Annotated in this window: 13 protein-coding genes; 6 read left to right on the top strand and 7 right to left on the bottom strand. The window is 74.0% G+C overall.

Going from position 1 to position 16422, the window contains the following annotated elements; translation table 11 throughout:
• Positions 1 to 147: 147 nt before the first annotated feature.
• Entirely contained in the window at positions 148 to 1410 is a 1263-nt protein-coding gene (locus tag EDD30_RS36980; RefSeq protein ID WP_071805159.1) for a sensor histidine kinase, read from the bottom strand.
• 131 nt (positions 1411 to 1541) lie between these two features.
• On the opposite strand from EDD30_RS36980, the gene EDD30_RS36975 reads away from it, so the two are divergent.
• From EDD30_RS36975 to EDD30_RS36960, 4 genes are all read left to right on the top strand, one after another.
• On the top strand, positions 1542 to 2441 hold the full coding sequence (locus tag EDD30_RS36975; protein WP_071805158.1) for an ABC transporter ATP-binding protein: 900 nt from the start codon (positions 1542 to 1544) through the stop codon (positions 2439 to 2441).
• Positions 2442 to 2515: 74 nt separating this feature from the next.
• Positions 2516 to 3244: an ABC transporter permease gene (locus EDD30_RS36970; RefSeq protein WP_123678730.1), complete on the top strand. Its 729-nt coding sequence runs from the start codon at positions 2516 to 2518 to the stop codon at positions 3242 to 3244.
• 852 nt (positions 3245 to 4096) lie between these two features.
• Positions 4097 to 4363, top strand: a complete 267-nt coding sequence (locus EDD30_RS36965; protein WP_071805156.1) for a hypothetical protein — start codon at positions 4097 to 4099, stop codon at positions 4361 to 4363.
• A gap of 291 nt (positions 4364 to 4654) precedes the next feature.
• On the top strand, positions 4655 to 6625 hold the full coding sequence (locus EDD30_RS36960; protein WP_244945688.1) for a M6 family metallopeptidase: 1971 nt from the start codon (positions 4655 to 4657) through the stop codon (positions 6623 to 6625).
• Here EDD30_RS36960 and EDD30_RS36955 read toward each other — a convergent pair.
• Positions 6601 to 7308, bottom strand: a complete 708-nt coding sequence (locus EDD30_RS36955; protein WP_071805154.1) for a cyclase family protein — start codon at positions 7306 to 7308, stop codon at positions 6601 to 6603. The genes EDD30_RS36960 and EDD30_RS36955 overlap by 25 nt on opposite strands.
• A 64-nt stretch (positions 7309 to 7372) precedes the next feature.
• Here EDD30_RS36955 and EDD30_RS36950 point away from each other — a divergent pair, with 64 nt between their 5' ends.
• Positions 7373 to 8143, top strand: a complete 771-nt coding sequence (locus EDD30_RS36950) for a MerR family transcriptional regulator (RefSeq protein ID WP_123678729.1) — start codon at positions 7373 to 7375, stop codon at positions 8141 to 8143.
• Positions 8140 to 10647, top strand: a complete 2508-nt coding sequence (locus EDD30_RS41685) for a VIT domain-containing protein (protein WP_123678728.1) — start codon at positions 8140 to 8142, stop codon at positions 10645 to 10647. Before EDD30_RS36950 ends, EDD30_RS41685 begins: the two co-directional genes overlap by 4 nt.
• Positions 10648 to 10690: 43 nt before the next feature.
• Here EDD30_RS41685 and EDD30_RS41275 read toward each other — a convergent pair whose 3' ends face one another.
• The 5 genes from EDD30_RS41275 to EDD30_RS36920 all read right to left on the bottom strand — a co-directional run bounded on the left by EDD30_RS41275 (position 10691) and on the right by EDD30_RS36920 (position 16412).
• Positions 10691 to 11518: a DUF4232 domain-containing protein gene (locus EDD30_RS41275; protein ID WP_170208307.1), complete on the bottom strand. Its 828-nt coding sequence runs from the start codon at positions 11516 to 11518 to the stop codon at positions 10691 to 10693.
• Positions 11481 to 12137 carry a protein kinase domain-containing protein gene (locus EDD30_RS36935; RefSeq protein WP_123678726.1) on the bottom strand — a complete coding sequence of 219 codons (657 nt, stop codon included), beginning with the start codon at positions 12135 to 12137 and terminating at the stop codon, positions 11481 to 11483. Before EDD30_RS36935 ends, EDD30_RS41275 begins: the two co-directional genes overlap by 38 nt.
• A gap of 72 nt (positions 12138 to 12209) precedes the next feature.
• Entirely contained in the window at positions 12210 to 12962 is a 753-nt protein-coding gene (locus EDD30_RS36930; RefSeq protein ID WP_244945536.1) for an SWIM zinc finger family protein, read from the bottom strand.
• Entirely contained in the window at positions 12955 to 15972 is a 3018-nt protein-coding gene (locus tag EDD30_RS36925) for a DEAD/DEAH box helicase (RefSeq protein ID WP_084556498.1), read from the bottom strand. Before EDD30_RS36925 ends, EDD30_RS36930 begins: the two co-directional genes overlap by 8 nt.
• Positions 15969 to 16412 (bottom strand): DUF5990 family protein, encoded by a 444-nt coding sequence (locus EDD30_RS36920; RefSeq protein WP_071806273.1) that lies wholly within the window; start codon positions 16410 to 16412, stop codon positions 15969 to 15971. Before EDD30_RS36920 ends, EDD30_RS36925 begins: the two co-directional genes overlap by 4 nt.
• Between the last annotated feature and the right edge of the window lie 10 nt (positions 16413 to 16422).

Below are 16422 nucleotides of genomic sequence, written 5' to 3'. Positions count from 1 at the left end.
CCGCTCCCGACACGACGCCACCCACGCCCGGCGTCGGACCAACCACATCCGGCGCCACCGCATCCGCCCCGGCGTCGTATGACCTGGTTCGGGCATCGCAGCACGGCACGCCCGGCACGGCGCCGCGCGTTCTCGGCGCGGTGGTGCTCAGTCCGGCCACGGTAGCCATGCCGCCAGTACGAAGTCGCCCTGGGAATCGTGGCCGTGGGTCAGAGTGCCGCCTGCCAGGGTGGCTCGCTCCGTGAGACCGATCAGTCCGGTGCCCGTGCCCGGGATGACCGAAGGCGGGCGGCCCACCGGCGCCGGGTTGCGGATGTCGACGGTGAGTCCCTCGCCTGCCGCGCCGCTGACGGACACGCGGACCACCGTGCCCGGGGCGTGCTTGCGGGCGTTCGTCAATCCCTCTTGCACGATCCGGTATGCCGTGCGTCCTATGCCGGATGGCGTGTCCTCGGGCCGGTCGACGCCCAGCAGCAGGCACACCTTCACCCCGGCCGCGCGGGACTCGTCAGCGAGGGCGGGCAGCTCGCTCAGAGTTGGCTGGGGACGCTCCGGCAGGGCCTCCGCGGCAGGCTCACGCAGCACGCCGATGACCTCGCGCAGGTCCTGTAGGGCCTGGTGGGCGCTGGCGCGGATCACGCCGGCGGCGTTCGCGACCTCGGTGGGCGGCGCGTCGGGGCGGATCTCCAGGGCACCGGCGTGCAGGCTGAGTAGCGAGATGCGGTGGGCGAGGACGTCGTGCATCTCCCGGGCGATGCGGGTGCGCTCGAGTGCACGGGCCTGGGCGACGCGCAGTTGCTGCTCGGCCTCGGCCCGCTCGACGCGATCGCGCAGCGACACCACGAGCTCCCGTCGCGCCCGCACGATCATGCCCCAGAGCTGCACGATGCTCACGATGGCCAGGCTCCAGGCCAGCGACTCCACGATCGGGGTGCCGTGCTCGGGCCGGATCACGCAGAACGCCGCGTTCATCAGCATCGCACCCACGGTCACCACGCCGTTCACCGCAAAGCGGCGGTGCACCGCCACGGAGAACAGGCTGATCAGGGCGACGACGGTGATGGTGATCGACATGGTCCCGAAGATCAGCACGCCGATCCCGAGATGCACCGGCCATCGCCGACGCCACCACAGCGCCACGGAGAACGCGATGCCGATGGTCAGGTCCGTCGCGATCAGCCAGTCCGGGCTGGAGCTCCACTGCGGGAGCACCGTCGGGACCGGGCTGAGCAGGTCGGCCGTCGCCAGGAGCGTCCAGCCGAGACTCAGCATGAAACAGAGGATGTCGATGAGCCAGTCGCGTGTCGAGCGCGGGCCGGGCGGCGCGTCTGCCTCGTCGCGCAGCACGGCCGGGAGCAGCCATCGATATTCCGGCTGCCCGTACGGGCGTACCGGCGCGAGCTCTCCCATGCCGGCCATCGTAGAGTCGCCGCCACAGGCCGCGATACCGACCAAGGTCGAAGCGCGTTGTAGACCAAGGTTCGCCGGAGCCGACCAGTGGCCGACGCGACGGGCCGGCCGGACACGGCACGCTGAGTCACATGATCACGGTCGAGAACCTGAGCAAACGGTACGGGCCCCACCCGGCCGTCGATGACGTGTCGTTCACCTGCACGCCCGGCACGGTGACCGGCTTCCTCGGACCCAACGGTGCCGGCAAGAGCACCACGATGCGGATGATCTGCGGGCTCACACCACCGACGTCCGGCTCGGCAACCGTGGATGGAGTCCCCTACCGGCGGCTGGGCAATCCCGGTCGGCGCGTCGGCGTGCTGCTCGACGCCTCGGCGCAGCATGCGGGACGCACCGGCCGCGAGGTGCTGACGCTGGCCGCGCTGACCATGGGCGTCGACACGCGGAGGGTCGACGAGAGCCTGGAACGCGTCGGCCTCAACCGCGCTGCCGCCAAGCGGCGGGTCAAGGCGTACTCCCTGGGCATGCGGCAGCGGCTCGGGCTGGCATACGCGCTGCTCGGCGATCCGGGCATCCTCATCCTCGACGAGCCGGCGAACGGTCTCGACCCGGAGGGCATCTTCTGGATGCGCGGGCTACTGCGCGACTTCGCCGACCGGGGAGGCACCGTGCTTCTTTCCTCGCACCTGCTACGCGAGGTGGAGGCGGTGGCGGACCGGCTCGTCGTCATCGGCGGAGGCCGTGTCGTGGCGCAGGGCGACAAGGCGGAACTGCTCGCGTCGTCCGGCACGGTGGTGCGCGCGCTCGACGCGGGAGCGCTGGGGGTGGCGCTGCGGCGTGCCGGGCTCAGCGGAGCCGCGACGACCGACGGGGGCGTCGTGGTGCAGGCGGATGCCGAGACCGTCGGCCGTGCGGCCGCCGACGCGGGGCTGGTACTGCTGGAACTGCGTCCCGCCGGCAGCAGTGGCCTCGAGAACCTGTTCCTGACGTTGACCGCCGGTGAGTCGGCGAAGGAGGCCGCGCGATGACCGCCGTCCAGAATGCACCGACCTCGGCGCCCGGTGTTGCGCCTGGCTCGTCCGCTAGCCGTACGGGAGAAGGGGTGTCCTTGGTCCGGCTCACGCAGGTGGAGCTGCGCAAGCTGGCCGACACCCGATCGGGGTTGTGGCTGCTGATCGCGATCGGTCTGGCCGCGGCCGGCACGGCCGTGATCATGATCGCCGCGGCTCCGGACGCCGAGCAGACGTATCGGGGACTGCTCGCGTTCGGCCTGATACCGGCGAGCGTGCTGCTGCCTGTGCTCGGCATCCTGTCCATGACCAGCGAGTGGTCGCAGCGGACGGCGCTCGGCACGTTCACCCTGACCCCGGCCCGCGGACGCGTCGTTGTGGCGAAGCTTGCCGCGGCGGTGCTCATCGCGGTGGCGGCGACGGCCGCGGCGGCCGTCCTGACCGTGGCGGCGAACCTCGTCGCCATCGGTACGGGTGGTGACGGCAGTTGGGAGATCACCGCCGAGCAGATCGGCCGGCTGCTGCTCAACCAGGTCATCTTCGTGCTGATGGGTTCGGCGTTCGGGGCGCTGCTGATGAACTCCCCGGTGGCCATCGTGCTGTACTTCGCCATACCGACGGCGTGGACGGTGCTCGGCGCGATGGTCAAGTGGCTGGCGCGGGCAGCCGAATGGCTCGACGTCAACGTCACGTCGTTGCCGCTGAGCGAAGCGACGATGAGCGGCGGCCAGTGGGGCCGGCTGGGCGTGGCCTGCGCGTTCTGGGTGGGCTTGCCGCTGGTGCTCGGCACTGTGCGGATGCTGCGACGCGAGGTGTCCTGACCGCGGGCGCGGCGCCTCGCGTCGGTGCCGCGGCCCTGGTGGCTGCGGCACCTCACCCGGCGCCCCGACCGCCGCACCACCCGGGACCCCGACCGCCGCACCACCCGGCACCCGACTTATCCGACATCCCGACTGTCGAGGGAGAAGGTGTTGTTGACCGTCCGCCGATGAGATGACCTTGCGACGGAGGGCCGCGGATCTCGGGACTGCTTCTCCACGATGATTGCCGTATGGAAGATCAGCAGCCCTTCGCCGCGGGGCGGGAGGCCGACGTCTACGCCCTGGACGCCCACCGGGTGCTGCGGGTGCCGGACCAGCAGATCTGGACCTGGCGATGACCGCCCTTCTGATCGCTCAGGTCGCCGCCGACCCGGCGCATCCGGCGGCGGCGTCCGCCGACCTGCTGCTCGCCGCGTTCCTCGACCAGGCCGGCGGAGACGCACCGGCACGGCTGACCGACGCCGTGTCCCGGCGTCGCGCCGACCCGAATGTCACCACCGACGAGGTGCGCCGCCTTGATGCGGCGGCCGAGAGGGGTCGTGGCTTGGTACGCAGGCCCGGTGCATCCCGATCGAACCCACACCGGCAGCCCGCCGGCCCACGCCCGGCGGACGCAGGCATGAGCCCGGGCACCAGGGCGACTCGGCCTCACGGACACCGAGACCCCCGACTCGACCGCCCTGGATTCTGCGAGCCGGGCGAACCCGGCGTTCAGCAAGGGGGCGTGGTCGCCACTTCCTCGAAGGCGTCGGCGTCACTGGCCAAGCCGACATCGATGACGACGGGGCCGGGGTCGTTTGCCGGGTCAGCTCGGTCTGGCCCGGGCGGGGGCGGCGGACTTAGGCTGAGGGCATGCCGATCGGTGCGCAACCTCCTGGCCGTCGGGGAACCGTGGACAAGCCGTACAGCGCGCTCAATTTGCGGCTTGTCCTGGCCTTGTTCGGCGTTGTCGTCTGCACGGGGCTGGCCGTCCTGCTGTTCCGGCGAGGGTGGACGGTGCCCGGGTGGTTGCTGGTCGCGTGGGCGGTGGTCGCCGCCGGTGATGCCGTGGTGGTGCAGTTGCGGCGGCGGGCTCGGTCACGGGCGGAGGGCGGACGACACCACTCACTCTTTGAGTAGTCGCGTCTTGCCGCTTTTGTCCGCTATATGGCGGTAGCGTCCTATGCTGTGCGCGCCTCACTTCGTCTTTCCGCCGCTACCCTCCTGACCGCCCCCCTGCTTCTCACGCCCGCGTCCCCGTCCCACGCGGGAAGAGCCGTCGACGCCGGCCTGACGAGCAGCGCGGGCACGACAGCCAACGCAGACGCGAGAGAAGCCGGCACAGCCAACGCAGACGCGAGAGAAGCCGGCACCACAGCCAACGCAGGCATGAGAGAAGCCGGCTCGGCACACACCCCGGTCACGTCCGTGATGGATGACGTCCGCGAACCCTCCCGCAGGACCTACTCCACCACCGGGCTCGGCACTCGCCCACCAGGCTTCGCGCGGCGTGCCGCCCCCACCCCGCCCACCGGCACCGTGCGGGAGTGGCTCGCTCTCGACGATGTCGAAGGGAGGTTCTACCGCAAGGACTACACCCTGCGCGGCATCGGCGAGCACATCGAGGTCTGGGTGGCGAACCACCTCGCCTTTCCGGCCGGTGACTGCCGGCCGGCCGTCTCGACCGAGGTGACCGACGCCCGGATCGCCGACCTGGTCCGCGAGTTCGACACGACGATCTACCCACGAGAGACCGCGGCCTTCAGCACCCCGCCGGACCGCGACGGCACCGATGCGCTGGTCTCCGGCGACTACACCGGGGCCGGCGGGCGGACGGTGACGCTCATCGACAACATCCGCGACGACAACTACTACGACTTTCCCGAGGCGGCCACGTACATCGCGGGCTTCTTCTCGTCGCAGTTCAATGAGCTCGTCGATCGCAATGTCATGACGATCGACGCGTACGACTGGAAGCACCGCACCGGGGCCGCCCCTCCGAACGAGCCGACCGACGATCTCTGCACCAGCCGCCCGGCCCGTCCGCGGATGTACGAGGGGACGTTCGCGCACGAGTGGCAGCACCTCCTGCAGTACTACACCGACCCGGGCGAGGATCTCTGGGTGAACGAGGGCCTGTCCGACTACGCGCAGAGCCTGGTGGGCTACGCCGACGGCACCGCCACCGTGCACCATCCCGGCGCGGACGCCCATCTGGTGTGCTTCCAGGGCTTCGCCGTGGTGCGGACCGCCTTCAACGCCAATCCGCGCGACTGCGGCGGGGCGCAGAATTCGCTGAACTTGTGGAATGAGGGCAAGCCCGAGGAGGTGCTCGCCGACTACGGGCACGCGTACCAGTTCATGCTCTATCTGCGCGATCGATTCGGCCCCGCGGTGCTGTCCCGGCTGCACCGCGACCGCGAACGCCAGGGGTTGGCCGCGGTGCAGGAGGCGCTCGGGTCGGGCGAACCTTTGTACGGCGTGCTGCACGACTTCCAGACGATGACGCTGGTCGACAAGGTCGTGGGCGACGGGACCATGACCGGCGTGCCCCGGGAGCGGGTCAGCGTGCCCGGCCTGCGTTCCACGATCAACCTGGCCAACCCCGCCTCCTACGACCGGCCGGGTGCCGCCCCCAACGGCGCCGACTACGTGCGGCTGCGCGACGCCGCCGGGCGGTCGCTGACCGGAAACGCCCTGCGGTCCGTGCGGTTCCGCGGCGCCCGCACCCTGCCTCCGCTTCCGCTGACGTGGCGGGTTCGTGACGGCGCCCTGTTCTCCGGTGACGCCAGCGACACCGATGCGACCGCGGTGGTGTCCGTGCGGGTGCCCAAGGGAAAGCCCACCCTGAACCTGCGCGCGAAGTACGGCGCCGAGGAGCGCTACGACTACGGGTACGTGACGGTGTCGACCGACGGCGGTCGCACGTACCAGGCGATCCCCGGCGACCGGACCGTCCCCGGCCCGCTCGGCCCCGGCGTGACCGGGCGCACCGACGGCTTCGTGCCGCATCGCTACGACCTTTCCGCGTACGCCGGCACGACCATCCTTCTCGGTTTCCGCTACGTCAGCGACGGCGCGGTGAACGAGGGCGGCTGGTACGTCGACGACGTAGCGGTGGAGACGCGGCAGGTCAGTGACGGTTCGAGCCTGCGCGGTTTCCGGTCGCCGTCGCAGATCCGGCCGGTGGCGGTGCACGCCTGGCATGTCCGGCTGATCGGACTCGACGACGCCGGGCGGCGGGCGCGGCAGGTGCCGGCCGATCAGTTCGCGGCGCTGCGGTCGTATCCGAAGGTGGTCGCGGTGGTGGCGTACGACGAGCCCAGCGGGGAGCTCACGCAGTACGCCCCCTACACGCTGGTGGTGAACGGGGTGACTCAGCCGGGCGGTAGGACGCCGTAGATCAGTGCGGGCGAGCCCGCGCCGCCCCGGACGATCTGGCCGCCACAGAGCAGGGACGCTCCGGTCGCGGGCAGGGCGGCCAGGTTGGCCAGGACCTCGACGCTGAGGCGGTGCTCTCGGTGGACCAGCCGGGAGACCGCGTACGTCGGATCGGCGCCGGGGTCGGGCCCGAAGGTGTCGGTGCCGGTGCCGCCGCGCCGGCCGAGGCGCCCGGTGCCGATCAGCCACCGCACCGCGTCCACGCCGAAGCCGGGCTGGTGCATGACGCCGTCGCGGTCGTAGCCGTAGTAGGCGTCCGTTCCCCATTTCGCGTCCCAGCCGGTCCAGAGCACGACGATCGACTCGGGCGGGATCGGGCCGTGGGCACGTTCCCAGGCGAGCAGGTCGGCCTGCGACAGCGCGTAGTCCGGGTCGGCGGCGCACCGCTCGCGGACGTCGATCTTGACCGCGGGCCGGCAGAGGTCCTGCACGTCGAGGTCGTCGGCGAGCGCGGCGCCGTCGGTGAAGTGCCCGGGCGCGCTCCAGTGGGTGCCGGTGTGCTCGCCCTGCCGCAGGCGGTGCAGGCGGAAGCCGTCCTCGGCGATGGTCGCGACGATCTCCAGCTCGAAGGCGGGATCGCCGGGATAGAGGCAGGTCGTCGCGGGATCGGCGACGTGCGACAGGTTGACCAGATCGAGCCGCATCCCGCCAGTCTGCCGGTCGTCGGCCCGGGTCGCACATTGACACTGTCACGATGACAGTGTCAGGATGGTCGGCGTGTGGACGATGGACGAGCTCGTCGAACAGGTACGCCGGGCACTCGCGGCGGAGTATCCCGGCGCCCCCAACGGCCGGGTCCGCGACGTGCCCGACCGGCGCGCCATCCGGTGGTACACGACGACGGGACTGGTCGACCGCCCGTCCGGCATGCGGGGCCGCACCGCCCTCTACGGGCCACGACACCTGCTGCAACTGGTCGCGGTCAAGCGCCGCCAGGCTCAGGGTCACTCGCTGGCAGCCATCCAGGCGGAGCTCGCCGGCGCGACCGACGCCGAGCTCGCCACCCTGGCGCGGCTGCCGGTCGTCCCCTCGGCCCCGCTCCCGCCACCCGAGCCGGCCCGCCCCCGCTTCTGGGCGGCACCGCCGGCTCCCGCGGCTCCCCCCACCGCCCCCGCCTTCCCGGCCTCTGCGGCTCCCCCAGCCCCTGCGGCTCCCCCAGCTTTCGCGACTCCTCCGATTCCCGCGGCTCCCCCAGCTTTCGCGGCTCCGCCGGCTCCGCCGGCTCCGCCGTTCCCGGCCCCCGTTCCGGTCCGCGAGGTCGGCGGCGTCGCGCTGGGCGGCGGCGCCATCCTGATTCTTCCGGCACGCCCCCACAGCGCCGATCACGCCGCGATCGCCGCAGCCGCCGCGCCCCTGCTGGACCTGCTCGCCACCCGCGGCCTGCTCGACGCCGGCCCGCACACCTCCGCCGGACTACACAAGGCAACCTGCCCGCGCACCCCCGATGAGCAGCACACCGATGATGGGAGCCCGTCATGACCCTGTCCGTCACGCCGATGGAGCCGGCGGAGCTCGGCCGCATCCGCGTCCTGCCCGGCGCGGGCCTCGGCACCCTGCGCACCGACCGGGGCAACCTCCCGTTGGACCGGCTCGACGTCCAGACCCGGATCAGCGGGCTCGTCGCCCGGACGACCGTCACCACCGAGTTCGTCAACGCCTACGACACCGCGCTGGAGGCCACGTACGTCTTCCCGCTGCCCGACCGCGCCGCCGTCACGGGCATGACGATGACGGCCGACGGGCGGACCGTCGAGGCCGAGCTGCAGGAGCGCGGCGCGGCGCGGGAGGCGTACGACCGGGCCGTCGAGGCCGGTCAGCGGGCTTCCATCGCCGAGGAGGAACGTCCCGACGTCTTCACCATGCGGGTCGGCAACATCGTGCCCGGCGAACGCGTCGCCGTCGAACTCACGCTGGTCGGCCCGCTGCCGTGGGAGGACGGCGCGGCGACGTTCCGGTTCCCGCTCGTGGTCGCACCCCGGTACGTGCCCGGCGTCCCCCTGCCCGGCACGCCGGTCGGCGACGGCCAGGCACGCGACACCGACGCCGTGCCGGACGCCTCCCGGATCACTCCCCCGGTGCTGCTGCCCGGCTTCCCCAACCCGCTACGGCTGTCGATCGGCGTCGACATCGACACCGCCGGGTTGCCCCTGAGCGAGGTGCGGTCCAGCCTGCACACGGTCACCACGGCCGGCACCCGGATCGAGATCGCCCCCGGCGAGCGGGCGGACCGCGACTTCGTCCTGCGGCTGCCGTACGCGGGGGACGGCTCCGGGGCGGTGTGCGTGCCGGACCCGGAGGCGGACGAGCCTGGCGGCACGTACCAGCTCGTGGTCCTGCCCCCGGCCGACGCGGACGCCCCCGCCCGGCCCAAGGACGTCGTCCTGCTGCTCGACCGCTCGGGCAGCATGCGCGGCTGGAAGATGGTCGCCGCCCGCCGCGCCGCCGCCCGGGTGGTGGATACGCTCACCGCCGCCGACCGGTTCGCGGTCCTGACCTTCGACCACCAGATCGACCACCCGCAGGACCTCGGCGACGGCCTGGCGGAGGCGACCGACCGGCACCGCTTCCGCGCGGTCGAGCACCTCGCCCGCGCCGACGCCCGCGGCGGCACGGAACTCCTCGCGCCGCTGCGCGAAGGCCTGACTCTGCTCTCCGCCCCGGCGGGAAGCGACCTGCCCCCGACCCCGACGGCCGGACACGACCAGTCCGCAACCGGCGGGCGCGACCGGGTGCTGGTGCTGGTCACCGACGGCCAGGTGGGCAACGAGGACCAGATCCTCGCCGAGGTCGGCGCGCTCGTCGGCAGGATCCGGATCCACACCGTCGGCATCGACCGGGCGGTGAACGCGGGCTTCCTCGGCCGCCTCGCCACCCTCGGGGCCGGGCGCTGCGAACTGGTGGAGAGCGAGGACCGGCTGGACGAGGCGATGGAGCGGATCCACCGCCGGATCGGCGCGCCGCTGGTCACCGACGTCACCGTGACCGGCGTCGACCCGGTCCGCCCTCAGTCGATCTTCCCGGGGGTGCCGCTGGTCCTCTTCGGCCGGTACACGGGAACCGCTCCGGCGTCGGTGACGGTGCACGGCCGCACCCGCGACGACAAGGGCTTCGCCGTCCAGGTGCCGGCCGAGCTCCGCGAGGAGCCGGCGGTCACCGCGCAGTGGGCGCGCGCCCGGCTTCGGGAGCTGGAGGACCGCTACGCCGCCGGTGAGAACGGCCTGGAGAAGGAGATCGTCGCGACGTCGCTGCGGTACGGCGTGCTGTGCCGGTTCACGGCGTTCGTCGCGGTGGACAGCCGGGTGGTGCACGAGGGCGGCGAGCGGCGACGGGTCACCCAGCCGGTGGAGACGCCGTCCGGTTGGGAGATGGCCGACCAGACGGTCTCGCAGCCGTTCCTGATCGCCGGGGCTGCGGCACCGATGCCGTTCGCGGCGGCCGCTCCCAGCGGACCTCCGCCCGGCGGTTTTCCCCCCGTCCCGCCCGCACCGCCCGCCTACCCCGTGCCGCAAGCGCCCGGCACCCCCGCGCCCCCTCTGCCGCCGCCCCCGCCCGCACCCGGAGTCCCCGCGCCGACCGCGGCGCCCGGCGCTCCGCGGTTCGCGCCGGCCCGGGGATCGGTGCGCGGACCGCAGCCGTTCGCGGCCATGCCGTCGGCGGTCATGGCGCGCGGCGGCGCAAGGACGGCGGGCGCCTCGGGAGTGACGCTCGAGAGCCTGGCCTCGATCGTCGCGGTCGAGGCGGCACGGTTGCGCGAGGCGGACGACCGGCCCGCGGCGCAGCGGCGTGACCTGCTCGCCGACCTGGGCAGCCGGCTCGCCGCCGTGCTCGAGGGCGTGACCGGGCCCGAGGTCGCCGCACTGCGCGAGCTGGTCGAACGGCTCCGTGCGCCCGGCGACCTGACCGCGGACTGGGCCTATGCCCGGCAGGTCCTGGACGGCTTCGCCCCGGCCCGCCCGGGGCGCAAGGCCTTCTGGAAACGGTAGGCCGAGGCGGGGGAGCGACCGGCGGCGACCGTGGCGCCGACGCTCACCACGCCACGGTGCCGTCGGTGGCGGGTTGCAGGGTGCCGAGCTGCAGCGTACGCATGGTGATGTGGTGACCCTGCGGTGAGGAGAAGCCCTCCAGGACGGCCACCACGCCCGGGGACGACGTGCCGAGGCTGCCGCGCAGCGTGTTGCCGGCGGGGCAGTCCGCGGCGGCGAGGTCGCACGCCTGCCACTTGATGCCCTGGAAGGCGGCGTTGCCCGGCCGCAGGACGATCTCGGCGGCCGGGCCCGGCTGGTCGACGCCTTGGGTCGGCACCGGCACCGCCTCGTCGGCGGCGTCGTAGAGCTGGATGGTGACCCGGCCGTCGACCCGGCAGGCGGTGGCCGACTCGTTGACCACCGAGACGATCGCTTTCCGCGTACTCGTCTCGGCCGCATTGTCGTTCTGCGCCGCGACCGACACGCGGACGTCGGAGTTGCGGCACGGCCGGACCGCCGGCGACGCGGAAGGGACGGATGGCTCGGTCCGGGTGACGGCCGGTGCGCCGGCCGGTGCCTCCCGGTCCGGCTCCGCACGTCCGTTGGCCGGGCGGTCGGCGGGCGAGGCGCTACCGGTCGGCGGGAGCGCGGTCGCCGGCGTCGATGCGGCCGTCGCCGGTGCGCCCGGCGATCCGGCGTCGGCGTCCCGGCCCAGCACCAGCTCCCGGCTGGGCCCGAACGTCAGCAAGCCGGCGAGCGCGATGCCGCCGATCGCCGCGGCGGCCAGGGCGGGCGCCAACCGCCGCCAGCGCCGCGGGGTCACCCCGGTGCCGCGGCCGTCCGTGACCTGCTCACGGCTCGGGCCGGAGCGCTGTACAACCTGCGCCACGCGTCGCAGCTCCGGCAGGCCCGACAGACCGGCGGCGCCCGCGGCGGCCTGTCCACCCCCGGCGCCCGCCGCGGCCTGTCCACCCCCGGCGCCCGCGGCGGCCTGTCCACCGGCGGCGAGCAGCCGGTCGAGAAGGTCGGCCGCCGACGGCCGGCGGCCGGGGTCCTTCTCCAGGGTCATCGCGACGAGGTCGCGCAACGACGCAGGAAGGCCGCTCAGGTCCGGCGCCGTGGATCGCGGCCAGCACGGTGGCCACGCCGACCGCGACGCTGTAGAGGTTGCCGCTGCTCAACGGCCCCTGCTGCGCGACGATCTCGGCCAGGCTCGGGCCGTCGACGTACTCGACGACCAGGTACGGCGTCTCGTGGTCGGCGTCGGCGTCGAGCACCTCGGCGGTGCAGAACGGAGGCACCTGCCGGGCCCGGGTGACCTCGCTGCGGAAGCGGGCGCGGAACTGCTCCTCGTAGGCATACTCGGGCTTGATGACCTTGATCGCCACCGGGCGGCCGTCGGGGCCGTAGCCGAGGTAGACGGTGCCCATGCCGCCCTGGCCGAGGCGGCCTTCCAGGCGGTATCCGCCGAGCCGCCGCGGGTCACCCGGCAGGAGCGGGCCCCTCACCTGGTCATCCCCTCGCGGACCGGACAACTGAACACCGCAGCGACGATACCCCGCCGGCCTCAGAGGCCCGGATCACGGCGGCTCCTCCGGAGGGAGCGCGAGGTAGGCCGGCCGCAGCAGCTCCGCGAGGGGCAGCCCGCCGTAGTGCAACCCCGGCGGATCGAGCTGGTCGAGCAGCAGGTCGGGGCGCGTCGCCGGCGGGGACGGTGCGGGTGCGCTCGGCGTACCCGTGCCCCAGAAGTCCGCCAGGTCACCGAGACCCGCGGTCCCGTCCCCGGGGGGCACGACGGCAGCGTCCGCCTCGTGCACCGACGTGCCGCGCAACTGGCTGAGCCGGACCAGCAGCTCGTCGCGGCCCCGGCCGCGCCAGGCGAAGACCCCGAAGGGGTCGGTCTCGAACGACGCGGCGAGGGCGTAACAGGTCGCGGCGAGATGGGCGCACGGCATCGGCCACCGCTCGCAGGTGCAGTCCATCGCGACCTCGTCGAGCGACAGCGGCAGCAGCGTCAGGCCGGCGCCGGAGAAGACGTCGTCGATGTCGTCCGGCATGCGGCCCGCGAGCAGGTCGGCGACGTAGCGGGCCTGCGCGGCCAGGTCGTCCTCGACGCGCGCCCATTGCGCCGCGCCGAAGGCCCGGACCGCGATGCGCGCGCGGAAGGGATGGGTGTCGTCGGGGCCGCGGACCTGGGCGACGACCAGGCTGCTGGAGATCGTGAGGCTCCGGACGTGCCCGGCGCGGGCGTCGCGGCGGCCGCGGGCGAAGGTCGGCGCCATCCGCAGCGCCTCGAACATCGCCACGAACGGCGCGGAATACCGGTCAGTCACCGACGGCCTCCGGGTCCAGCCGGGCCAGGTCGCGCAGCTCGTCGGTGGAGAGCGTGGTGAGCCAGCCCTCGCCGTTGCCGACCACCCGCTCGGCGAGCACGCCCTTGCCGGCGATGAGCCGGTCGATGCGTTCCTCCAGGGTGCCGAGGCAGACGAGGGTGTGCACCCGCACGTCGCGGTGCTGGCCGATGCGGAAGGCGCGGTCGGTGGCCTGCGCCTCCGTCGCCGGGTTCCACCACCGGTCCACGTGCACCACGTGGTTGGCGGCGGTGAGGTTGAGGCCGGTGCCACCCGCCTTCAGCGACAGGACGAAGATCCCGGGCCGGTCGTCGGCCTGGAACGCCGCCACCATCTCGTCGCGGGCGCCGCGCGGCGTGCCGCCGTGCAGATAGCGCACCGGTACGCCGAAGCGGGCGGCGAGATGCGGCGTCAGCATCGCACCGAAGCGGGCGAACTGGGTGAAGCACAGCACGCTCTCCCGCTCGCCGAGCGCGGCGTCGAGGATCTCCTCCAGGCGTTCCAGCTTGCCCGAGCGGCGCGGCAGCGGGGAGCCGTCGCCGAGCAGATGGGCGGGATGGTTGCAGACCTGCTTGAGCTTGGTCATCGCGGCCAGGACGAGGCCCTTGCGGCGGGTCTCGGCGGTCTCCTTGAGCCGCAGCAGCATGTCGTCGAGCACGGCGCGGTAGAGGGTGGCCTGCTCGGCGGTCAGGCCGCACAGGTGGCGGGTGTGGCGCTTGTCGGGCAGGTCGCCGACGACCGCGGGATCGGACTTCACGCGGCGCAACAGGAACGGCCGGGTGGCGTGGCGCAGCCGGGCGGCGGCGTCCTCGTCGGCGTACCGTTCGATCGGCACGGCGTAGCGGTTGCGGAAGGTGTGCGCGCCGCCCAGCAGGCCGGGGTTGAGGAAGTCGAGGATGGACCACAACTCCGCGAGGCGGTTCTCGACCGGGGTGCCGGTCAGGGCGACGCGGTGCCGGGCCGGGAACCGGCGCACCGCCCTCGCCGCGCCGGCCGCGCTGTTCTTGATGTGCTGCGCCTCGTCGAGCACGACCCGGTCCCATTGCACGGCGGCGAGCGCGTCGGCGTCGCGGGTCGCGGTCGCATACGTGGTCAGCACGACGTCCGCGCCGTCGGCCAGGCGCGCCGGGTCCGGCCGGTCGGCGCCGTGCAGCACCCGGACCCGCAGCGACGGCGCGAACCGGGCGGCCTCGCGCTGCCAGTTGCCGAGCACCGACAACGGGCAGATCAGCAACGCCGGGCCGTCGGCGCGGTGCAGCAACAACGCCAGCAACTGCACGGTCTTGCCCAGGCCCATGTCGTCGGCGAGGCAGGCGCCCAGGCCCAGGCCGTCGAGGAAGGCCAGCCACGAGAAACCCCGTCTCTGGTACGGCCGGAGCACGGCGTCCAGCCCCGGGGGCGGGTCCAGCAGCTCGAGCCGCTCACCGAGCCGTCCGGCCAGCAGGTCGGCGACCCACCCGCTGCCGCGCACCTCGGTGACCGGCAGCGGCACCTCCTCCGGCGGCAGCAGCCGCACCAGGCGCAGGGCATCCCCGGCGGTCATCGTGCCCCCGCCGCGCCGCAGGAACTCCAGCCCCGCGCGCAGCCGCTCGGGATCGAGGTAGACCCAGCGGCCCCGCATCCGGACCAGGGGCACCTTGACCCGGGCCAGGTCGGCGAGCTCGGTCTCGGTGAGCATCCGGCCGCCGAGCGACAGCCCCCAGTCGTACCCGACGATCGTGGCGAGATCGGCGGCCTCGTCGCGCAACACCGGCGCGGCGGCCGGCGGGCTGCGTACCTCGAGAGCCAGCCCGAGGCGCTGCGGCTCGCGCCACCAGGCGGGCAGCAACACCCCGAACCCGGCCTGCTCGAGCAGCGCGGCGTGCCCGAGGAACCGGTGGGCGGCCTCGGTGCCGAGGACCAGCTCGGCGGGGCGGGCCAGGCGCAACGCGGCGTCGAGCTCCCCGCACAGCCGCGCGGCCCGTCCGAGCCCGGCGATCAGCCGGTCCTGGGGCCGGTGCGTCCACCGCCGCAGCGGGGCGACGGCATCGCGCCACACGTCGGCGGCGGGGACGAGCAGGCTGGGCTCGTCGACCGGCTGGAGCAGGAATTCGAGCAGCCACTCGCCGGTGCTGCCGAGGGGGCCGGGCGCGGTGGTGGCGTCGGGTGCGGTGGTGGCGTCGGGCACGGTGGTGGCGTCGGGCGCGTCGGGCTCGGGCTCGTCCAGGGCGCTGAGCCGGAACACGACCCGGACGGCGGCGCCGCTGCTCGCCTCGGCATGCCATCCGTCGAGCGCGTCGGCGACGGCCTCGAGCTCCCGGGGCGGGGCCTCGACGACGGGATCGCCGTCCGCGGTGAGGGCCGCCAGCCAGGGCGCGCCGGTCAGGGCGACACGGGACTCGGCCAGCCGGGTGCGTACCAGGCCGTCGACCAGGCGTTCCAGGGCCGCGGGCAGCACGTCGGCGGCGGGCAGGCCGTCGGCGGCGCCGGGGCGGGTCCGCTCGGCGCGGCAGGCCGCGGGCATGGCCTCGACCAGCTCCGCCTGCCGTGCGGCGTCCGGCCCGGTCAGGACGGGACGCCAGAGGACCCGGGCCCGCGCGCCGGCGGGCCGCAGCGCGGGCAGCACGCGCCCGCGCGCGACCAGGTCGGCGGCGAAGCCACAGACCTCGGCGAGATAGGTCAGGGAGGGCGCGGGGCGGGCGTCCAGCTCGTCCGCCAGCTCGGCGGTCACGAACGGCACGACGACCGCGGGCACCCGCCACGGCCTCAGCCGTGGCCTCCCCCGCCGCGGCGCCGCCCCGAGCTGCGGCGACGGCAGCGGCCCGGCGGAGGTCGAGGGCAGCAGCAAGGTCGCCGCCCGCGGCTCACCGGCCGCGGGAACCGCGAAGGGATGCGCGCCCCGCTCGCGCCCCGTGGACCCGGCCTCCGGCAGACCGGCACCCTCCAGCCACACCGCCAGGGCCCCGTCGCGGGCGAGGAACCCGTGCAGCACGGTCACACCGGCGCCGATCATTCGAGCTGCCACGCGATGTCGGGCGGCCGCACCCGGGCGCACCGCGGTCCCCCGTCGGGCCCGGTCAGCCCGAGGCGCCCCACCAGCACGCCGCCGCCGTCGTGGGCGGCCCGGAGCACCGCGGTGGGCACGTCACCGAACATGAGCTTGGCCCGCCGGAACATGGCGAAGGCCGGCCCGTCGACGGCGCCCCAGCTCAGGTAGAGGAACCGGGCGCCGGGACGCCCGTGCGCCCAGGGGCCGCCCACGTCGAGCAGCCCGTCGACCTCGCGGCTGGTGACCTCCAGCTCCCACCGCACCGACACCGCGTCCGCGGGGAACCGATCGACGACGTCGGCCTTGCGCTGCACGCCCACGTGCACGTTGCCGCGCCGCAGGGCGTCGGCCTCGACCCCGCCCCGCAGCCCGGGCAGGTCGTCGCCCTCGATCCGGATGAACACGCCTGCACTC

The organism is Couchioplanes caeruleus (assembly GCF_003751945.1).
In the GTDB taxonomy this organism is placed as follows: domain Bacteria; phylum Actinomycetota; class Actinomycetes; order Mycobacteriales; family Micromonosporaceae; genus Actinoplanes; species Actinoplanes caeruleus.
This window is presented reverse-complemented; position numbering and strand designations above follow the sequence as displayed.

Coding starts and splice junctions, on each gene's coding strand:
- EDD30_RS36975 (WP_071805158.1), top strand. CDS start 1,542: ATGATCACGGTCGAGAACCTGAGCAAACGGTACGGGCCCCACCCGGCC.
- EDD30_RS36965 (WP_071805156.1), top strand. CDS start 4,097: ATGCCGATCGGTGCGCAACCTCCTGGCCGTCGGGGAACCGTGGACAAG.
- EDD30_RS41685 (WP_123678728.1), top strand. CDS start 8,140: ATGACCCTGTCCGTCACGCCGATGGAGCCGGCGGAGCTCGGCCGCATC.
- EDD30_RS36980 (WP_071805159.1), bottom strand. CDS start 1,410: ATGGGAGAGCTCGCGCCGGTACGCCCGTACGGGCAGCCGGAATATCGA.
- EDD30_RS36925 (WP_084556498.1), bottom strand. CDS start 15,972: ATGATCGGCGCCGGTGTGACCGTGCTGCACGGGTTCCTCGCCCGCGAC.
- EDD30_RS36955 (WP_071805154.1), bottom strand. CDS start 7,308: ATGCGGCTCGATCTGGTCAACCTGTCGCACGTCGCCGATCCCGCGACG.
- EDD30_RS36960 (WP_244945688.1), top strand. CDS start 4,655: ATGGATGACGTCCGCGAACCCTCCCGCAGGACCTACTCCACCACCGGG.
- EDD30_RS36950 (WP_123678729.1), top strand. CDS start 7,373: ATGGTCGGCGTGTGGACGATGGACGAGCTCGTCGAACAGGTACGCCGG.